This is a genomic window from Armatimonadota bacterium (assembly GCA_036504095.1).
Taxonomy (GTDB): Bacteria; Armatimonadota; DTGP01; order JAKQQT01; family JAKQQT01; genus DASXUL01.
The window spans coordinates 206,839-226,033 of the sequence record DASXVS010000071.1 but is presented as its reverse complement, the minus strand read 5'-3'; the positions used below and the strand labels follow the sequence as shown (position 1 = coordinate 226,033).

At 63.3% G+C, this 19,195-nt stretch carries 19 protein-coding genes; 14 read left to right on the top strand and 5 right to left on the bottom strand.

Annotated elements, in window-relative coordinates; all coding sequences use genetic code 11:
- Positions 1–22 precede the first annotated feature (22 nt).
- The 8 genes from VGM51_16555 (at position 23) to VGM51_16520 (ending at position 6,466) form a co-directional block, all read left to right on the top strand.
- On the top strand, positions 23–778 hold the full coding sequence (locus VGM51_16555) for a hypothetical protein (GenBank protein HEY3414652.1): 756 nt from the start codon (positions 23–25) through the stop codon (positions 776–778).
- Between the two features lie 165 nt (positions 779–943).
- Positions 944–1,714: an enoyl-ACP reductase gene (locus tag VGM51_16550; GenBank protein ID HEY3414651.1), complete on the top strand. Its 771-nt coding sequence runs from the start codon at positions 944–946 to the stop codon at positions 1,712–1,714.
- A gap of 92 nt (positions 1,715–1,806) precedes the next feature.
- Positions 1,807–2,121, top strand: coding sequence for a YbjQ family protein (locus VGM51_16545; GenBank protein ID HEY3414650.1), 315 nt, complete (start codon positions 1,807–1,809; stop codon positions 2,119–2,121).
- Positions 2,122–2,179: 58 nt separating this feature from the next.
- Entirely contained in the window at positions 2,180–3,649 is a 1,470-nt protein-coding gene (locus tag VGM51_16540) for a proteasome accessory factor PafA2 family protein (GenBank protein HEY3414649.1), read from the top strand.
- A gap of 140 nt (positions 3,650–3,789) precedes the next feature.
- On the top strand, positions 3,790–4,269 hold the full coding sequence (locus VGM51_16535) for a hypothetical protein (protein ID HEY3414648.1): 480 nt from the start codon (positions 3,790–3,792) through the stop codon (positions 4,267–4,269).
- A gap of 14 nt (positions 4,270–4,283) precedes the next feature.
- Complete coding sequence (locus tag VGM51_16530) at positions 4,284–4,496, top strand: hypothetical protein (protein ID HEY3414647.1); 213 nt, start codon at positions 4,284–4,286, stop codon at positions 4,494–4,496.
- Between the two features lie 135 nt (positions 4,497–4,631).
- Entirely contained in the window at positions 4,632–5,015 is a 384-nt protein-coding gene (locus VGM51_16525) for a proteasome accessory factor PafA2 family protein (protein HEY3414646.1), read from the top strand.
- A 203-nt stretch (positions 5,016–5,218) separates the two neighbouring features.
- On the top strand, positions 5,219–6,466 hold the full coding sequence (locus tag VGM51_16520; protein HEY3414645.1) for a DEAD/DEAH box helicase: 1,248 nt from the start codon (positions 5,219–5,221) through the stop codon (positions 6,464–6,466).
- Positions 6,467–6,563: 97 nt separating this feature from the next.
- Here the strand turns inward: VGM51_16520 and VGM51_16515 are convergent, their stop codons facing one another.
- Together VGM51_16515 and VGM51_16510 are read right to left on the bottom strand one after the other, a co-directional pair.
- Positions 6,564–7,037 carry a hypothetical protein gene (locus VGM51_16515; GenBank protein HEY3414644.1) on the bottom strand — a complete coding sequence of 158 codons (474 nt, stop codon included), beginning with the start codon at positions 7,035–7,037 and terminating at the stop codon, positions 6,564–6,566.
- A gap of 175 nt (positions 7,038–7,212) precedes the next feature.
- Positions 7,213–8,139 (bottom strand): dockerin type I repeat-containing protein, encoded by a 927-nt coding sequence (locus VGM51_16510; GenBank protein ID HEY3414643.1) that lies wholly within the window; start codon positions 8,137–8,139, stop codon positions 7,213–7,215.
- Between the two features lie 149 nt (positions 8,140–8,288).
- Between VGM51_16510 and VGM51_16505 the strand changes: the two genes are divergently transcribed.
- The 5 genes from VGM51_16505 to VGM51_16485 all read left to right on the top strand — a co-directional run bounded on the left by VGM51_16505 (position 8,289) and on the right by VGM51_16485 (position 13,520).
- The gene (locus tag VGM51_16505) at positions 8,289–8,555 is read left to right on the top strand and encodes a hypothetical protein (GenBank protein HEY3414642.1); all 267 of its coding nucleotides are present in this window, start codon (positions 8,289–8,291) and stop codon (positions 8,553–8,555) included.
- 126 nt (positions 8,556–8,681) lie between these two features.
- Positions 8,682–9,389 (top strand): ABC transporter ATP-binding protein, encoded by a 708-nt coding sequence (locus VGM51_16500; protein ID HEY3414641.1) that lies wholly within the window; start codon positions 8,682–8,684, stop codon positions 9,387–9,389.
- A complete protein-coding gene (locus VGM51_16495; GenBank protein HEY3414640.1) occupies positions 9,383–11,938 on the top strand; it encodes an FtsX-like permease family protein in 2,556 nt (851 codons plus the stop codon). Before VGM51_16500 ends, VGM51_16495 begins: the two co-directional genes overlap by 7 nt.
- Complete coding sequence (locus VGM51_16490) at positions 11,935–13,086, top strand: lipocalin-like domain-containing protein (GenBank protein HEY3414639.1); 1,152 nt, start codon at positions 11,935–11,937, stop codon at positions 13,084–13,086. The genes VGM51_16495 and VGM51_16490 overlap by 4 nt, the downstream gene beginning before the upstream one ends.
- A gap of 77 nt (positions 13,087–13,163) precedes the next feature.
- Positions 13,164–13,520: a hypothetical protein gene (locus VGM51_16485; protein ID HEY3414638.1), complete on the top strand. Its 357-nt coding sequence runs from the start codon at positions 13,164–13,166 to the stop codon at positions 13,518–13,520.
- A 222-nt stretch (positions 13,521–13,742) separates the two neighbouring features.
- On the opposite strand, the gene VGM51_16480 is transcribed toward VGM51_16485, so the two are convergent.
- Both VGM51_16480 and VGM51_16475 read right to left on the bottom strand, forming a co-directional pair.
- A complete protein-coding gene (locus tag VGM51_16480; protein HEY3414637.1) occupies positions 13,743–14,324 on the bottom strand; it encodes a Maf family protein in 582 nt (193 codons plus the stop codon).
- On the bottom strand, positions 14,321–14,521 hold the full coding sequence (locus tag VGM51_16475; GenBank protein ID HEY3414636.1) for a hypothetical protein: 201 nt from the start codon (positions 14,519–14,521) through the stop codon (positions 14,321–14,323). The genes VGM51_16480 and VGM51_16475 overlap by 4 nt, the downstream gene beginning before the upstream one ends.
- Before the next feature lie 154 nt (positions 14,522–14,675).
- Between VGM51_16475 and VGM51_16470 the strand changes: the two genes are divergently transcribed.
- Complete coding sequence (locus tag VGM51_16470; GenBank protein ID HEY3414635.1) at positions 14,676–16,172, top strand: sulfatase; 1,497 nt, start codon at positions 14,676–14,678, stop codon at positions 16,170–16,172.
- Positions 16,173–16,192: 20 nt separating this feature from the next.
- Here VGM51_16470 and VGM51_16465 read toward each other — a convergent pair whose 3' ends face one another.
- Positions 16,193–19,192, bottom strand: a complete 3,000-nt coding sequence (locus VGM51_16465) for a family 10 glycosylhydrolase (protein ID HEY3414634.1) — start codon at positions 19,190–19,192, stop codon at positions 16,193–16,195.
- Positions 19,193–19,195 lie beyond the last annotated feature (3 nt).

Genomic DNA, 19,195 nt, shown 5'->3' with positions numbered 1-19,195 from the left:
TTAATGGATAGATCGGAGAGCGATGGTTACACCTTACGATTTTAACGAGGCGGTTCAGCAGCGAAGCGAGTTCGTGGAGGAAAGGCTCCGGGCGGGCAGCCCGGTTGTGGGCCTGCGGTATCGCGACGGCCTGTTGCTGCTGAGCGCCCGGCGGACCCAGCGAAAGGTCTTTGAGATATACGACCGGCTGATGATGTCCGCGCTGGGCAACCAGGCGGATATAGAGGCCATCCGCATCGCCGCGCTGGATTTCTCGCACCAGGAAGGATTCGGGCGCAGCCCGGACGATGTGACCGTGAATCGCATTGTGGGCTTCGCGTTGAGCCCCGGCCTGAAAAAAGCGTTCGGCGATTCGTGGAACGCGCCCCTGGCCTTCCGCGGGGTTTTCGCGGAAATGGGAATCTCGCCGGAGAACGATCGGTTTGCGACGCTGAATTTCGACGGCGATTTCGCCTTCTTTGAGGATTTCGCAGTCGCGGCCGGCACAGCGGCGGCAGAGGAAGCGATGTTGGAACGACTGCGTCGGGCGGGGCCGGGGCTGTCTCTGGTTGAGGCGATCGACGTGGCGACGGAGACCTGGGCGGTTGGCCACATGCAGGCAGGCCAGCCGGATCGGCCCGCGGACGCTGACGCGGAGGAAACTGCGACCCAGCCCGACGTAGAGGCGTACACGAAAGAGCAGTTGTCCACCATGACACTGGAGGCCGGCGTACTCGATCGCACCCTCCCGATGGAGGGTAAGTTCCGCCTGCTGGCCCCGGACGAGTTGAAACGTTAGCCCGTTATCCATCACACTGAGCGCAGAGATGTAGAAGTCTCCACACCACTGTAATCGCGATGAGCGGAGTCATTCTGAGTTTGAGGAAGGATCTCAACGTGACGTCGAGATCCTTTGCTTTGCCCGGGAAGACAGCGGAAAGGCGTGGGGAAGAACGAGGAGTTTATGTCAGGACTTTTGGCGGGCAAAACGGCGCTTGTGATGGGCGCCAGGAACAAATGGAGCATCGCGTGGGCCATTGCGCAGGCCTATTCCGCGCAGGGGGCGAAACTGGCGCTGACGTACCAGGGAGATCGCGAAGAGAAGCCGGTGAATGAACTCGCCGAGTCTCTCGGCGGTGCGCTGGTTATGAATTGCGACGTTACTGATTCCGCCCAGGTGGAGGCGGTGTTCGCGCAGATCCGATCGGAATACGGCAGGCTGGACGCGATGGTTCACGCCATCGCTTACGCAAAGCGCGAGGACCTGACCGGAACGTTTCTGGATACTTCCCGCGATGGATTCCTGCTAGCGATGGATGTGAGCGTATACTCTCTCGTCGAAACGGCCAAGCATGCGGCAGCACTCATGACGGATGGCGGCAGCATCCAGACGCTCACTTACCTTGGCGGGGAACGCGTCGTCCCGAATTATAACGTGATGGGCGTGGCCAAGGCAGCCCTGCAAGCGAGCGTTCGCTACCTCGCGGCGGATCTCGGCCCGAAAAACATTCGGGTGAACGCGCTCAGCGCGGGACCCATCAAGACGATGGCCGCGCGCGGGATTTCCGATTTCGACATTATGCTACACGCCGTGGAAGAACGCTCACCGCTTCGCCGAAACGTGACGCAGCAGGAGGTCGCCAATGCGAGCGTTTTCCTGGCCAGTGACCTGGCGTCCGCGGTTACGGGCGAAACATTCCACGTGGACTGCGGGTATCACATCACAGCACTGTAAATGAGCGCTGATAGGGGTTGGGGGTGGGACCCAGGCTAACAGGAACAGAGCGCCTGGAACTGGGATGCAGGCGACTTCCAAAGGAGAAAAACGTGATTGTAACGACTGGAAACGACGTAGCGGGACACACGATTTCGAGTTACATTGGAGTCGTTCGCGGAATCGTGGTGCGATCACAAAACGTGGCGCAGGGCTTTGTCGGCAGCATCAACCAGATCTTCGGCGGGAACATCGAAGTCTACACACAGGTCTGCGAGGAAGCCAGGCAGCACGCGTTTGACCTGATGGTCCAGCATGCACAGGCGATGGGCGCCGACGGCATTATCGCGATGAGATACGACGCCACCGAATACACCACCGGCGCGACGGAGGTCCTCGCCTACGGGACCGCCGTAAAACTGAGTTGAGTGGCGGCGTCCGGCATTCGAGTTCCGAACTGGATGCTGAATGCTCTCGGAGGTAGATATGGCAGACCGGATTGTGGGGATAGAGACGGAATTCGGCTGCCTGGTGCACGACCGCTCTATCGGGCGGCCGGAGATGGTCGTCGAGGCCGTCAAAGACCACGCCTTCTACGAAATGGGGCTGGGGCTGATCGACGTCCACGCCCGCAATTACGCCTTCGAGCCCGCCCGCAGCGGCGGTTTCCTCGCCAATGGCGCGCGGCTTTACGTTGATGAAGTCGGGAGCCATGAGGAATACGCCACGCCGGAATGCCGGAACCTCTTCGACCTCGTGGCCCACGACCGAGCCGGCCGGGCATTGCTCCAGAGCGTTGTCAACGCGTTGGGCTGGCAGGGGGTCGTCTCTTTTCACAACAACAGCATCGACCACTTCGGCGGCCACACGTTCGGCTGCCACGAGAACTACCTCGTTACCGGGGAGGATCGTTTCTTCCGCGAGGGCCTGAACGATCTCCTTCCGTTTCTCGTCACCCGTCAGATCTTCGCCGGTGTTGGGCGCGTGGGCGGTCATCGGCTGACGAGGCAGCGCAGCAACAAGAACGTGATGAGCGTCGGCGAATACGAGGTCGATTACGTCTGGGTGGACAACATCTACGGCGTTGAGCTCGACGACTCCGTTCCGTATCAGTTGAGCCAGCGCGCGGATCACATCCTGCGCGCCGTTTCCAGCCGCGTCCGCTTCAACAGGGCGATCATCAATCCCAAACGCGAGTCATTCTACGATTTCAGCGATCATCAGCGCCTCCACCTGCTCTACGGAGAGGCGAATATGAGCGAATACGCGCTGGCGTTGAAGGTAGGGACGACCTGGCTGGTTCTGGACCTGGTGGAAATGGGCGCCGTGCCGCCGGAGGTCAGAATACCGGATGCGCTCGGAACGCTAAAATCTGTCAGCCGGGACCAGACGTGGAAATGGCCGGTAGAGCGCAGCGAAGGCGGCTCGATCGGCGCGGTGGACCTTCAGCGGCTCTACCTGGAGGCAGCGCGAACGTACTTCAGCGGGCGGGACGAGCAAACAGATTGGGTCTTGCGCGAATGGGAGGAAACCCTGGACGCGCTGGAGCGGGACCCCATGATTCTGGCCGACCGGTTGGACTGGGTGGCCAAGCGATCGATGTTGGAAGCATATATGGCGGACCAGCACATCGGATGGAACGACGACACTCTGCACAGTCTCGACATGGAGTATCACAACATCGACCCGGAGAGCGGCCTTTACTACGGTTTGGAGCAGGAAGGCGCGATGCGCCGGGTGGTCGCCGATTCCGACGTCACGGCCGCGTTGGAGACGCCGCCACAGAACACACGGGCCAAGGGGCGCGGAGCGGCGATCAGGGCCCTGCAGGCGCGCGGAACGGCGGAGTACATCATCGACTGGGATGGCGTTTACCTCAGCCGCGAGCGCGCGATCCACATGCACGATCCGTTCGAGACCTATATGCGGGACGTCGAAAGCCTAAGCGAGGAGTGAGCGGGCGACCGGAAGACTGAGCGCGCTCCGGGTAGTGGAAAGAAAGCAACCTCGCCGTGTACAATAGCGTCAGTCTTCATTCACTCTGCCTGAAACGCCGCCGAAGACATCTTTAGGTTTCTGCGAGGAGACAAAGAAAAATGGAGATGGGTTACGGTTGGAGAAGGACGGTCGCCACCGTCGTCACGCTTGGCATCCTTTCGCCCATGTTGGCAGGCTGCGGCGGGCGGAAAGACGAATCGAACCAATCGGGCAACGCGCCCGGCTCGGGACCATCTACAAGGCAGGGATTGACTCGCGGCCAGAAAACGGCGCTCCTCGTCGGAGCGGCTGCGCTGTACTATGTCTACCAGCACCGCCAGAAGGCTCCGGAGACGGCCAAAACCGCTGGTGCAACAGGCCAGTTGTACCGTTCGGAAGCCACGGGTGGCATCTATTACCGGGACGCCCAGGGCAATGCGCATTGGGTTTCGCCGCCAAAAGGCGGCATCCAGGTACCTCAACAGGAAGCGCAGTCGTTCCAGACGCGGTATCGGGACGAGATTTCCCGCACCAAGTTCAAGGACAATTACCAACCTCTAGCGCTTTCCCCGGATGAACAGGGACAGTCAGCTCAATAGTAGGAGGCGGAACAATGGCTTTGGAAGATATTCTGAAAACCGTGACGGACCTGCTGGGCAAGAAGGATGAAGAGGAGCCTCAGCAGGAGGTCGAGTCGTCCGACCGTGATTCTCGCGGCGATGCCGGCCAGGAGATACTTTCTTCGGACCAGGATCCCCGTGGCGATCCCGGCGCCGACATCGAGTCGTCCGACAACGATCCCCGTGGCGATCCGGGCAGTCGTTAACCGCACCGTCACTCAAGATCACCTGTTACATCCGAAGGGCCTCTCAGAATCTGAGAGGCCCTTCGTCCACTGATCCTGCAGAACGCACCCGACCGGGACGCCGCACACCCACAACCACCTGCGTCCTTTGGAGATGTGCTTGCCATTGGATTTGAAGGGGTCGATGTCACGCTCCAGCATACAGATCGGAACGACGACACTCTGCACAGTCTCGACATGGAGTATCACAACATCGAACCTGAGAGCGGCCTTTACTACGGTCTTGAGCAGGAAGGCGCGATGCGCCGGGTGGTCGCCGATTCCGACGTCACGTCCGCGTTGGAGACGCCGCCACAGAACACACGGGCCAAGGGGCGCGGAGCGGCGATCAGGGCCCTGCAGGCGCGCGGAACGGCGGAGTACATCATCGATTGGGATGGCGTTTACCTCAGCCGCGAGCGCGCCATCCACATGCACGATCCGTTCGAGACGTACATGCGTGAGGTGGCAGGGCTGACGGATGCGGGGGAGCTCGGGTAATAGAAGCCCCATTACTACGAGGCGGACCGATTCACGACGCCGCTGTGCGCAACTTCGCGATTTGTGTTATAATACCTATGTAAGCGGTCCTGCCGTCGCAGCCGCGCTCCATTCCGGAAGCGCTTCAGGTACGGCCCGCACTTTACCATTTCCCGGACGGGCTGAGAGTGCGACTTGGCTTGGACAAAGCTAAAGGACTCTCAGTGACATTCGAATCGTTTGATTTCCACCCCCACATCGTGGCGGGCGTGAAGGCGGTCGGCTACACCACGCCGACCCCGATCCAGACCCAGACTATCCCCCCCATCCTGCAGAACAAAGATGTGATGGGCCTTGCGCAAACCGGCACCGGCAAAACAGCCGCGTTCGCCCTTCCTATCCTCCAGCGCCTGATGAACGGACCGCGCCGAAAACTCCGCGCGCTCGTCATCGCCCCAACCCGCGAGCTTGCCGAGCAGATTTGCGAGTCGTTTACCGAACTCGGACAGAAGACCGGCCTGCGCGCGATGACCGTTTACGGCGGAGTCGGCATGGGGCCGCAGCTTCGTGGACTCCGTGACGGCGCCGAAATCGTCGTCGCCTGCCCGGGGCGCCTGCTCGACCACATTCAGCGAGGCTCGATCAACCTGACCGGCGTGGAAGTCCTGGTACTCGACGAAGCGGACCGCATGTTCGATATGGGCTTCCTGCCCTCGATCCGGCAGGTCATCAAGAGCCTGCCGGCCCGTCGCCAGACCCTCCTGTTTTCCGCCACCATGCCGGATGACATCCGCCGCCTGGCCAAGGAGATCCTCCACGATCCGGTGACGGTGGAAATCGGCCTCACGGCGCCGCTGGAAGCGGTATCGCACGCCCTCTATCCGGTGGAGCAGGGGCTCAAGACCGGCCTGCTGATGGAGCTGTTGCGCAACACCGACACCGAATCCGTGCTAGTGTTCACGCGCACCAAACACCGCGCCAAAAGAGTTGCGCAGCAACTCAGCGCCGCGGGCCACGGGGCAACCTGCCTTCAGGGCAACCTGTCGCAGAACGCGAGACAGACGGCGCTGAATGGCTTCCGCGACGGCACGTTCCAAATTCTGGTCGCTACAGACATCGCGGCGCGCGGCATCGATGTGTCCACCATCTCCCACGTGGTCAACTATGACATGCCGAACACAGCGGACGACTACACCCACCGCATCGGACGCACCGGCCGCGCCGCGAAGACCGGGGACGCGTACACGATGGTGTCGCCGGACGACGAGGCTATGGTCCGGTCCATTGAGCGCGTGATGGGCTGCCGGTTGGAGCGTCGCCACGTGAAGGGGTTTGAGTACACGGCTTCCGCTCCGAAGGGCGAGTTCAACCGCGCGCCTCGCCCTCCGCGCCCCACAAGCCAGCGGAGCAAGCCCGCGGCGGCAGGCGTGTCTCCGTGGTCGCAGTCGCGCCGAACCCGCTCGGGACGCTAAGCCCGCGGGACAGGTCAGTGAGGAAGGGGCATCGTTTGCGCACTGCGCGAACGATGCCCCTTTCGACCAAGCGTCCGACGGAATCCCGCAGATCCCGCTAGAAATACATCTCGTTGTCGCCGTAGAGCGTCTGGATGAAACTGATCTGGCCGAGGTGGTAGGTCATATTCCAGAGCGGGTAACTGGCCACGTCGGTCATCCGCCAATCTCTGTCGCCAAACGGGAGCGCGATAGGCTTCTTCAGGTCCTCGTCGGAGTAGTCCCGGAGGACGGCGAACAGCTTTTGGGATTCGTCGCGGCAGATCTTCTCGCAGTCGGCGAGCGTCCAGGCGGCGCTCTGTTTGCCCATCTCCTCCATGGCGCTTTCGTCCATCGGGGGCATAGCCTTCGCCTTCAGCATCTCAGTGGTCATCGGGATCATTTGTGCACATTCCGCGCACAGGCTGAGGGCCGTCCGGCCCTTGTCATCCACCTTCCAGGTGAGCTTATCCTCGGGCATTGCGTGGGCCGCCTTGAACAGCGAGTCAATGGCAGCCTGGGTGTCGTTGATCAGTTGGTCCTGGTATCTCATCTTTCCTCCTCAGGTCAGGTGTGGGTTCGATCCGGCGAGCTCGCAAGATTGCGTCAGGGCGATTATATCACCTCCCGCGGCGCCTGGACGAACACGGAACATCTGTTCGCTGGCGCCGGTTCCGGCCGTTTCGCCGGCCTTCGATCGGCGAATCGTTCACCGCGGCGCCCCGCGATCAGGGGTACAGGACGCAGTGGTTGTTGGCCGAAACCAGGGCGAGTTCCGGCATGAAGGAGGTCGTCGTGCCCCCCTGTGTCTCCGAGAAGCCGGTCATCACCAGCCCCACAAACGCAACGTGCCAGTAGACCGCGGTATACGAGTAACCGGTCCCCACGCCCGAGACGGTGATTTTGTAGGCGTTGTCGAAAGCAAGCCCCGTGGGAAGGTTGACCGACATCGGACCTTCGGTCCTGCCCGTGTACGTGAGGTCAATCCCGACCCCGTCAAACGTGGCGCGCATCGCATCAGGCCCCCATTGGATCCCGTTCTGGACTGGATATTCAAGCACGAGTTCGGGTGGCGAATACGATTCCGTCGAGCCATCCGAGTACGAGGCGCCGAGCCTCGCCACCGCGCGTCTGCTGTTCTGCGGATCCATGGTGGGCGCGACCCTCAACTGCTCGATGGGGGAGAAAAGAGTAAATGCGTCATAAGTGATCCCGGCGACCACCTCCGGTGAATGGCTGCTCGCGGTGAACGTAATATCGGGATTGCCCGTTCCCGGCCCTGTGATGGGAGTTCCGGCGGAGCTGTAGGCGCGGAAAGTGGACGAATTGCCTATTTCCAGCGGGAAGTACGTCGGACGGGCCGGCCATTCAGGCGGTTCCAGCGCATGCAGATACCGCGCCACGCGGATAGCGTCCAGCACCGTGATCTGTCCGTCGCCGAAACTACCGGCTTCGTAATCGTTCAGGGGAGCGACGTCGCCGTTGCGACGTATTCCGTCGGTGATCGGGGCCAGCCCGCCCGCAACGCGCGCCAGGAGTGTTACGTCCGCGGGCGTAACCTGTCCATCGCCGGTAACGTCGCCGTATACCGTTGCGGCGAGTGTCATGCCGCCAGTCAGGAACAACCCCCATGCCACCGCGATAAAGTGCTTCATGGCCAGCCTCCGAGAGAAGCAGCCCTGGTTGGGAATCCGAGGACGATCCCGATTTTAGCCCGGAGATGCGGAATCGGTCCAACTGTGCCTGGGAAAGCCGGGCCGCTGCGCCTCTCTCCGCACATGCACCGTTACGGTCAAACTTGAGAATGAAGCGCCTTGAGCGGCTCGTTCGAGACTCCCTGCCGGAAGCGCGCCCCGAGGAATTCCCGACCGAGTGCATCATTGAAGGCCACGCTCAACTGATGCGCTGGGGCGACGGCGGGAGCTACGGCATCGAGGGCTCCGCGGGCTGCATGCGAAGCTGTTTCAACTACCTGGAGAAGAAGGGCAGAATAGAGCAGACGTTCCACGGCGGCGAGTTCATCAATCGGCCACGTTGGCTGCTATCGTCAGGTGGACAGGACGCCGACTGACAAGAGCCCGGACAAGGAATCTGACGCACGAAAGGCACGAAGGAGAGACTCTTCGTGCCTTTAGTGCGTTATAACAGGGGAAGCGATACCGTTCGTTGATCGTGATGGCCGGCAGGGAGGCAAGGTTTGATCCGTTTACAGGGTGTAACGAAGGAGTATCTGGGCGAAGGCGACGATGTGTTTGCCGTGCGGGACGTAAGCCTGCACGTTGCCGCTGGAGAGTTCGTGGCGGTGATGGGCCGCAGTGGGAGCGGCAAGAGCACGCTATTGAACCTTATCGGCGGGCTCGAAAAGCCGACATCGGGAGTGGTGCAGGTGGCGGGTAAGCGGCTGGACCAACTCGGCGACACCGCACTCACCGAATTCCGCCGCGAGGAGATCGGTATTATATTCCAGTTCTTCAACCTGCTGCCTACGCTGACCGTCGCGGAGAATGTAGCGCTGCCGGCCAGACTGGCCGGGAGAAAGAACGGATTATCGACGCGTGTCGCCGAACTCCTCGATCGGGTTGGCTTGACGGACCGGGCGCATTTCCGACCGCACAAGCTGAGCGGTGGAGAGATGCAACGCGCGGCCATCGCCCGGGCCCTGGTCAACGAGCCGAGCCTGCTTCTAGCCGACGAGCCGACCGGCAACCTCGATACGCGTCTCGCCACCGAAGTGCTGGAAGACCTGCGGGCGACGGCCGATGAGCGAGGCTGTACCGTGGTGCTCGTCACGCACTCGGCGGATGCGTCCCAGTTCGCGGACCGTTGCTACTGGATGCACGACGGCAGCCTCGGCAACACACCCTACGAGCAGGCCTTGCCGCACGAGGAGGCAGCGGCTTGCTGACGCTCTTCCGCTTCATTTCGTGGCGGCACCTGGCCGGCGAGCGCTTCAAGACAGCGGTCGCCGTACTGGGTGTAGCTTTGGGCATCGCCGTATTCCTGGCAATCCGGCTCGCGAACGGAAGCGTGCTGGCGGCGTTCCGGTCGACGGTCGATGCCGTGAGCGGAAAGGCCCAGTTGCGGGTCTACGGCGGGCCGCAGGGTCTGGCGGACGGCGCGTATCTGAAGGTTCGCGGCGCGCGTGAAGTCGCGGCGGTTGCCCCGATCGTTGAGGCGGCGGTTGTGGCGCCTGATTGGCACAACATGCCGGTGACCGTGCTCGGCGTGGATCTATTCAGCGAGCCAGCATTTCGCAGCTACACACTGGAGGGTGGTAAAGGCGGACGCGCGGCGGCGGACTTCCTGGGAGATCCACACGCAATCGCGGTCGGCGAACGCCTGGCAAAGGAACGCGGGCTGCATCTCGGCAGCCATCTGCGACTCGCGTACGGTACTGAAAGTCGCGAGTGGCACGTCGTTGCGATCCTCAAATCGGACGAACTCGGGCAGGCTTATGCCGGGCGGATCGCGGTGGTCGACATCGCCGCCGCACAGGAGGCGTTTGGCAGGCTGGGGCGCCTCTCGCGGATCGACGTGCTTACAGCACCGGATGCTTCGGTAGGTGAGGTGCGAGCGACTCTCCAGCGGACTCTTGGTGGCGGGGTGTCGGTGGAGCGGCCGCGGGCGCGCAGCGAGCAGGTCGAAAGCCTCCTGGCCGCGTTTCAGTTGAACCTGACGGCGCTGAGCGCGATCGCCGTGTTCGTGGGCATGTTCCTCATCTACAACGCGATGAGCATCGCGGTCGTTAGGCGCCGCCGGGAGATCGGCATCCTGCGAGAACTGGGGGTGACGCGGCGGCAGATTGCAGGTATGTTCCTCGTTGAGGGGGCGGCGTACGGCGTCGCGGGATCGGCCGTTGGCGTGGCGCTTGGAATCGCACTCGCAAAGGCGGCGCTGGGAACGGTATCCGCCACGGTCACAGCGCTTTACATCCGCGTTGAAGCCGAGCATCTTGCCATCAGCGCGGCGATAGTGGCACAGGCGGTGGCGGTGGGATTGGTGACAGCCGTGATCGCGAGCGTCGCGCCGGCGATTGAGGCGGCGGGGACTCCCCCCGGGCAGACGGCGCGGGAAGGCAGTCGCTCCGGCACGTCCGCGCGTACAATCGCTCTGGTTTCTCTGGCAGGCGCCCTCATGCTGGCTATCGCGGGAACGTTGAGTTGGGCGGCGACGGTGTACAGACAGCCATATGCGGGAATGGCGGCGGCGTTTGCGATCATGAGCGGATTCTGCCTCCTCACGCCTGCAATAACTACCGGGCTCAGCCGTATCGCACGTCCTGTATGGGACCGGTTGTTCGGCGCGGAAGGCCTTCTGGCGGCCGGGTATCTGTCCGCGTCTCTGGATCGGACGTCCATCGTCGTCGCCGCGCTTATGGTCAGCCTTGCGATGTTCGTGGGAGTGAGCGTGATGGTCGGTTCGTTCCGGAGAACCGTGGAGGCCTGGGTCGATCAGACGATTCGTGCGGACCTGTTCCTTCAATCGAGCACCCGCGACGTCAGCGGCGCAGACGCAACGGTGCCTCCTCGCGTGCTCGAAGGCCTGAAGAATCTGCCGACGATCCGGGCGATCGACGAATACCGTTCAGTTGATCAGACTTACCGGGGGCGGCAGACAGTGCTGTTCGCCGCCACGTTTGACGTTCTGGCGCGGGAAGGCCGGCAGTTGTTCCGTCGCGGCGAAAGCCGCGAGGTCATCGCGCACGCGAAACAGGCCGGCGAGGCGATCGTTACAGAGGGGTTCGCCCTCAAGTTCCGGGTGAATGAGGGTGACGCCATCACGCTGGAGACGCCAACCGGCCGGCACACGTTCCGGATTGCTGGGGTCTTCTACGACTACGAAACGGGCGGCCCAATGATCTCCGTGGACCGCGGCCTGTACCGCAAGGTATGGCGGGACGATACCGTCGACAGCATGGCGATCTACCTGAAGCCGGGGATGGATCCGCTTGCGGTCAGGACGCAGATCGAGCGTCGATTCGCGAAGGACAGGCTGGACATCACCGCCAACCGCGAACTGCATGACCTGGTGCTTCGCATCTTCGACCAGACGTTCAGTGTAACCTACGCGCTGGAATTCATCTCGGTGCTGGTGGCGGTGCTGGGGATCATCAATACGATGACGGCGCTGATCCTTCAACGCGGGCGCGAGCTGGGCATCCTGCGCGCCGTCGGGGCCACCCGCCGGCAGTTGCAGCGGATCATCCTGCTGGAATCCGCACTGATCGGCGGAATCGGCTACGTCATCGGCGCCGCTTGTGGAAGCGCGCTCGGATTGCTGTTGATCTATGTCATCAACAAGCAGTTCTTCGGGTGGACGGTGCAGGTTCACTGGACGCCGGACGTATTCGTCCAGGGCGCGGCGATCATGATCGCAACGTCGATTCTGGCCGGGTGGCTGCCGGCTCGTCAGGCAGGCAACCGCCGCGTTATCGAGGCGGTGAGAGCGGAGTGAGGAAGTTGGTAACAGGTTCCGGGTTTCGGGTTCCGGGTTTCGGGTGGCCAGTGGTAGCCATCGCTGTCTTGTCGACTGCGAGTTGCGGGAAGAAGGAGGCGGCGAGGCCGGAGCCGGTAACCCTGACCGCGTCTGCGGGATACCTTCCGGCTGTGGCGGGGTGGAAGTACGATTTTCCGCGCGATCACGGATCGCACCCGCCGTTCGCGACGGAGTGGTGGTACTACACGGGCCACTTGAGGGACAACTCCAACCATACGTTTGGATACGAACTGACGTTCTTCCGTGTGGGTGTCTCGCCGCACGGGGCTCACCGCAAATCGGCGTGGGCTGTGCGAGACATATACATGGCGCACCTGGCGGTGACCGATGAGACCGCTGGCACATTCACATACTTCGATGAGATCAGCCGCGGCAGCCTTGGCGATGCCAGCGCCGCTGTTGGGCGGCTCGCCGTGCATCTCGGCACGTGGAGCGCTCGGGAGAAGGATGGCTCGATCCTCCTGAAGGGCGTGAAGAACGGCTACGGGGTGGAGTTGTCGGCCTTGCCAACGAAGCCGCCGGCGATCCATGGCCAGGGCGGAATCAGCCGGAAGGGACCGGGCGTCGGGCAGGCCAGCCACTACTATTCGCTGACACGGATGAAGACGACCGGACGCATCTGCCTGGCCGGCAAGTGGGCGGGCGTACGGGGCGAGTCGTGGTTCGACCACGAGTTCGGCAGCGCATCGTTGAGCGCGGGGCAGGTCGGCTGGGACTGGTTCAGCCTGCAGATGGACGACGGAACCGAAGCGATGCTGTACCTGATGCGGAGCGCGAACGGCAAACCGGGCAGATACTCAAGCGGTACGCTTGTGGACGTATCCGGGAAGACCACATACCTGCCGGCTGACGATTTTCGCGTGGACAACCTGGCGCACTGGGATAGCGCCGCGAGCGGAGCGAACTACCCCTCCAAATGGCGCATCACAATCCCGAAAGCCCGCTGGGACGTGACGGTGGAGCCGACCGTAGCGGACCAGGAGTTGCGCACTCTGCATTCGACCGGTGTGACGTATTACGAGGGCAGCGCGAGGGTCAGCGGACAGGCTAACGGACAGGCGATGAGCGGCAAGGCGTATGTGGAGTTGACGGGGTATGGGGGCTAGCAGTCAGGAGACAGAAGCGCGTGGGCGATTTGCGCTATTCTGGTGGTTAAGAGTCCAATTCAGCGAGGTGAACGACCATGGCGGGTAAACGTGCTGTTACGGCGAAACTACGGGAGTTATCCAAAGCGCTGACTCCGGAGGAGATGGTGCAACTGGCGCTCTTGCTGACCGAGGAGGCGGAAAAACCGCGGTTCGACAAGAAGAAGTACGCGCAATTGGTGAAAGCGGTTGGAAATCTATATGGCAAGCTGCTGTTGGCCGAGGACGCGCTGACGGCTTTCCTCGTGGATGCGGGTCAGACGAACGCCGAGATCAACACCGTTATCAGCCAGGCCCGTATGGAGGCGGAGCGCAAGGTGATGCCCGCTCCGCCGGTGAAGAAGCGCGGCGGCGGCCGGAGGAAGAAGGAACCGGTCCAGTTGGGGTTGGAATGACGCGGCGACGGGGCGAGGGGGCGATAGGGCCGCCCACCGACCGAGGCCGGTGGCTGTAAACGCCCAAAGCCGCCTCCGGAGGCTCGTACGTCGGTTTCAGCCGACATATCTCCATGCTGCCAACGACTTCCGTCAGTTGGATCCGCCGCGACCGGCGCGGCGGCCAGCCGGGGGGAGCGGACCCGGCAATGCAAAATGCAGATATCAAATTGGCGGCGGGGCTCAGGGGATTCGTGCGAGTATTTTGGCAAGCGTGAAGAGAGGGAGGCCGACGACGTTGAAGTAGTCGCCCACGATACCCTCGATAAAGACGCTGCCGCGGCCCTGGATGGCGTAGGCTCCGGCTTTGTCCAGGGGTTCGCCGGTGGCTACGTAGGCGCGTAACTCGTCTTCCGATGCTTCTCGCATCGTGACGTCGGTGGCAACGTGCTCGACCACATTCCGGACCGTCTGCCCATTTCTGACTTCCAGAACGGCCAGGCCGGTAATGACCTGGTGGGTCCGGCCCTGCAGCATGCTCAGCATCCGCAGCGCATCGGCTTCATCGGCCGGCTTGTTCAAGATCTGCTCGTCCAGCACGACGATGGTGTCGGCGCCGATGACGATGCCGTCGGATATCCCTCGGCCGATATCCACAGCCTTGTGCTCAGCCAGCGTTCGCGCGTAAGTCTCGGGATGGTGCTCGGGAGGCGTGATGTCCTCCTCGATGAGGCTAACGCGGACCTCGAAGTCCAGGCCGATCTGGCGCATGAGTTCGAAGCGGCGCGGAGACGCGGAAGCCAGAATGAGTGGCAGAGGCGTCATCGGCCGGGTGATCCGACGTCGTGCGTGATGATGCCCGGGTCGGTGGGCTGGAGGATACCGGTTTCATAAAGCGGGCGGCGCGCGGCGCGGACGGTGACGATCGCCACCGCGAGGCACAGTAGAAGCACGGCGATGGCCGCGTGCCACTGCCGGCGGCCTCGCGGCAACGGACGGTTGTGTTGGCGTCTGAAGGACATTTCATAGGTATTATCGGCGCTCGGCGTGGAGAGGTTAGGTGTTATTCGCCCTGACCGCGGTCCAGGATGCCTGGACGGGTGGTACTATGGTATAGGATGCACCACAAGGGCCGCGGCGAAACGGCGGGCGGCCCGTCCCTTCAGGGAGATCAGCATGAACTCGGGGCCACCAAACGGGGCCGGACGGCCACCCAATCTCATCTATGTCTTCGCAGACCAGCTCCGCCACGATGTCTTTGGGTTCCGTGGAGACACGAGAGCGATCACACCGAATTTCGATGCCCTCGCGTCGGAAGCCACTTCGTTCCGGCACGCCGTTTGCGCGACACCGGTGTGCGCCGCCAGCCGGGCTTCACTGCTGACGGGGAAGTACACAACCTCCACCGGGATGGTGATCAATCAGTGCTGCATCAACCCCAATCACCGGGCGATCGCCTACGTTCTGCATGACGCCGGGTACCGGATGGGATACCTCGGCAAGTGGCACTTGGTCGACGGATCCACGCGTGCGCTGCCGTCGGGGCCCGGGCGGCTCGGCTTTCAGCACGCCGACCTCTTTCGCGCGTACAGCTTCAACCATCGGAATTACCACGGATTCTACTGGGAAGACGACGCCGACGGGGTTCCCTGCAAGCACGACATTGATGGCTACCAGACGTTCGCCTGGACGGATATGGCGATCGAGTTCATTAAGTCGTCCTCAAACCAGGACCGGCCGTTCGCTCTGTTCCTCTCGTATTCGCCGCCGCACGACGATTGGACGCAGGAAAACGTGCCTCCGGAGTATTACGAGGAGTTCCGAAATGTGGCTTTTCCGCATCCGCCCAATTTCCGCGAGGTCCCGGATCCGTACGCCGATCGCCTGAATACTCAGGCTTTCTGGGACGAAGCGGCGCCCCAGATGGAGGAATGGCGCCGCTGCTACTACGCCATGGTGCATCTGCTGGACGACGAGCTGGCACGCCTGACGGCGGCGATTCGCGACGCCGGCATAGATCGGGACACGGTCTTCGTCTACTCGTCGGACCATGGCGAGATGCTCGGCGCACAAGGCCGGATCCAGAAAACGACGTTCTACGACGAGGCGGCCCGCATCCCATTCCTGGTCCGCTGGCCGGGACGCATCCCGGCGGGAGCGAACTGTGACGCGTGCCTCAATACGCCGGACATCGCCCCGACGCTGCTGGGACTGCTGGGATTGCCGGTCCCGGAGGAGATGGAAGGACTGGATCTGAGCGCGCGGGCAATGGGGCTACCCGGGCCCGAACCGGACTTCGCCATGCTTCAAGGCACCGGACATACGTATCTCTGGGAAGATGGCCACGAGTGGCGCGCCGTCCGCACAAAGCGATATACGTATGCCCGCTACCTGAAGGACGGATTTGAGCTGCTCTTCGACAACACGGAGGATCCGTACCAGTTGCGCAACCTCGCGGGTGAGCCCGGATCCGCCCCTATCCTGGAGTCGCTGCGGACATCGATGGCGGAGAAGATGCGGAGCCTCGGCGACGATTTCAGGCCCTGCACCTGGTACCGCGACCACTGGATGGCCCTCGACGATCCGCTGTCCGTGATCGCGAGCGCCCGTGGGCCGTTCACGGGCCCGTACGAACCGCTGCGGTCATGGGTCCACAACCCGCCCACCGGGTAGCGATCGCCGGGCGCGGCGTGTCAGAACGTCAGATTGCCGAAGCGGTCTGGGTTGTGGTAGCTGCCGTAGGGCGTCGACCAGGTGATGAACGACGGGCCGTCCGGGCGGCGATTGCGGGCAAAGTTGGCGCGCCACGGCCCGGCCGGCGAGGCGTTCAGCGAGCTGAACGGGATGGCGATCTCGACGGTCCATGCTGATGCGTCCCTGGTTACCATCGACGTCCATCGCGCGTTCCAGGCCCTGTCCCCGGTTCTGTCGTCCCAAGTTCCGCCACCGGCGCCGACGACGAAATGATAGTACGGCAGCCCGACGGCATTGGGCGCGAGGAATACTTCCACGGAATCGTCGTTGTAGACCGCGCCGTCCCGGTCTGTGACACCCGCGGTCAGCGCCGCCATATTCGGTTCCGGGCACGTGAACCCGATATAGAGTGTCGTCGCATCCCTGAGGAGCTTGACGACGGCGCCGACCTTCGCGCGAGGTCCATCGCTCGTATGCGTCAGGTCGGCGGTCGCGGCGCTTTGCCAGGCGGGCTCGTCGAGTTTTCCGTCAACCGTGATCATTGCGGTGGTCATCGGCACGTAAACGGCCGGCAGAGGGTTGGGATTCGCGACGGTGGTGATGGGCGGCGGGGAGGGCTTGAGCCCCGCTTCGGGCGCGAGGAGGAGTGATGCCGCCACGATCCGCCGCGCGTCCTCCAGCAGGTTCCGAGCGGGGCTGTAACGGGCGTCGGACAGCGCCTTGTCCCGAGCCTCCGGCGGCGACGCCGCGGCCTTTTGTCCAGCGGTCCCGGCGGACCAAGCTGTGATGGCGCTGGCTGCGTTCCGGGCGGCCGTGGCGGTGGCATCGTCGGGCGCCGCCTGTGCGCCGAACATCTGGGCGGATGCCGTGGCAAGGGCGGTGGCGGCTCTGCCCGGATCCTTCCAAGGTGTCATCGCCGCGGATCGGAACGCCCCGATACGCAGGCTGCGAAGCTGGTCATCGGTCAGGCCGCTCGCAGAGAAAATCGCTATTCCCTGGGCCGGCACGGACCGGGCGGCGGCGATCTGTGCGCTCAGGGCCAGCGGGTCGCTCGCGGCGCCTGCGTCGAGACCGGGGACGAGGTGGGCGGAGTCTTTCGCGGCGGCCTCATCGGCGGTAAGCCACCGGCTCAGCTCCGAAGCATCCAAGGTGTACGTCATCGGCGCCACCCAATCCAGCCAGCGATTCTTCAACCAGAAGGCCCAGTCCTGCAAGCGGTCGCGGCGCGCATCGTCAGGCGTTTGATACACAGCGGCGCTCAGCTTCGTACCCGGCCTGACGGAGGCAAGGTCGCTGTGGATTTCCCGAACGAGTGTGTTGACCTGTTCTTCGCGCCACAAGTGCCACTTAACGTACGCCGGACTGACTGACGAGATGCCGGATGGGTCTTCGCCGGTTGCCGCTTTGTAGGCGGCTCGCGCATCGTCCGAGTAATCGAACCAGGGGCTGTTGTAGCGGAGGTAGTCCAGGTGGATGCCGTCAATGTCGTAGCGCGCCGCGAGCTCGCGGATGACGTTTCGCATGACGGTGCGGGCAGCCGGAACGGCGGGGCTGAGCCAGAACGACCGGTTGCCGTCCGTCATCGTGCGTCCGGCCTTGTCGCGAGCAGCCCATTCGGGGTTTGAGCGCAGAATGGGCCCTTGTTCGCCGGAGTAGCCCACGCACAATGTCCAGACCCACGGGTGTACTTCCATTCCGCGTTTATGGGCTTCATCGATCAAAGAGCGGAGAGGGTCGAAGCCGGCGAATCGAGAATCCTGCTGGTACACGCTGCCGGGGTAGGCAGTGCGCCCCCGGTACACGACCTCGGGCAGAATCACGTTGAAGCGGGCGTCCGCCAGCCGACCGACGAGGCGGCGGATGTCGTCCCGTGATTTCGTGAGGGCGCTCTGCTCTATCCAAACGGCGCGGGCTTCGACGGTGCGGGATGGGGTCGATTGCGCCGACGCATCGGCCAGAGCGTGATCAAAGATGTCCAGAGCTTTCTGAACGCCGGTCAGATCCATCGCCTTCCCCGCATCAGCCAGGGCGGTTGTGGCGGCATCCAGCGATGTCTGCGCTTCGTTGAACGGCGCATCCACTCCCTGGGCCCGGGCGGCGGTGACGGCGGCGCGGGCGGCATCGAGGCGCGACTGTGCGCCGGTGAGCAGGGCCTGTTTCGCGGGAAGACGCAGCGCTGGAGCCACCGTGGTAGCAGCGTTGGCGAACCAGCGTCGCACCTCCGGCGAATCGTTGCCGCTTGCGAAGATGTTTTCCGCAATCCAGATTGTCGCAGCGGTCTGGACGACGGCGGTGTCCTTGTCTCGAAGCGGCCGGCCATCCTGTTTAACCCATCGCCCGGCCACGAACGGAGGCAGCGAGGGCGCGATGGGGAGGGGGGCAGAGGGAGCGACTGGCTGTGCGGGGGGCTTTCCGGCCTGCGGGCCCCGCGTCGTGGCGCCGGACTGAGACGGCGGTATGAAGGTGGCGACAACGGTGTATCCCCGACCCAGATAAAGGCGCCCCGTTCCGTTGAAAAGCGGCTTGCCCGCGCCGACCCCAGCGATATAGTTGTTTCCCTTGCCGCTCCAACCGGTCACATTGACGCTCAGCAGGGAGGAGAGCGGCGCGGCGACAGCCGTCTTGATGCCCGGAGGGCCCCAATATGTCGCCAGAATGCGGCCGCCCCTGGCAGTGTAGGCCTTCAGCGCGTCAACCGTGTCCGTCCGTCGTATCTCCTGCGCCGGCAGGACGACCAGGGTGGCGCCGTCCAATGCCGCGGGCAGTTGTGTCTCCGTCACCACCTTCGCCGGGACGCCGGCGGCAGAGAGCCAGTCGGCAGCCTTGCGCTCGACGAGTACAACCGCGTTGGGCGGGGGCGCCGGCGCCTGAGCCGCGGACACCACGGCCGGCTGACCGGGGGGCAGCGTCACCGGGGGCGGCGTCACCGGTGACGTCTGGACGGCGGCGCACGGTCCGGCCGCGGCGAATAACAGGACTATGGAACGGACTCGCAGCACTAG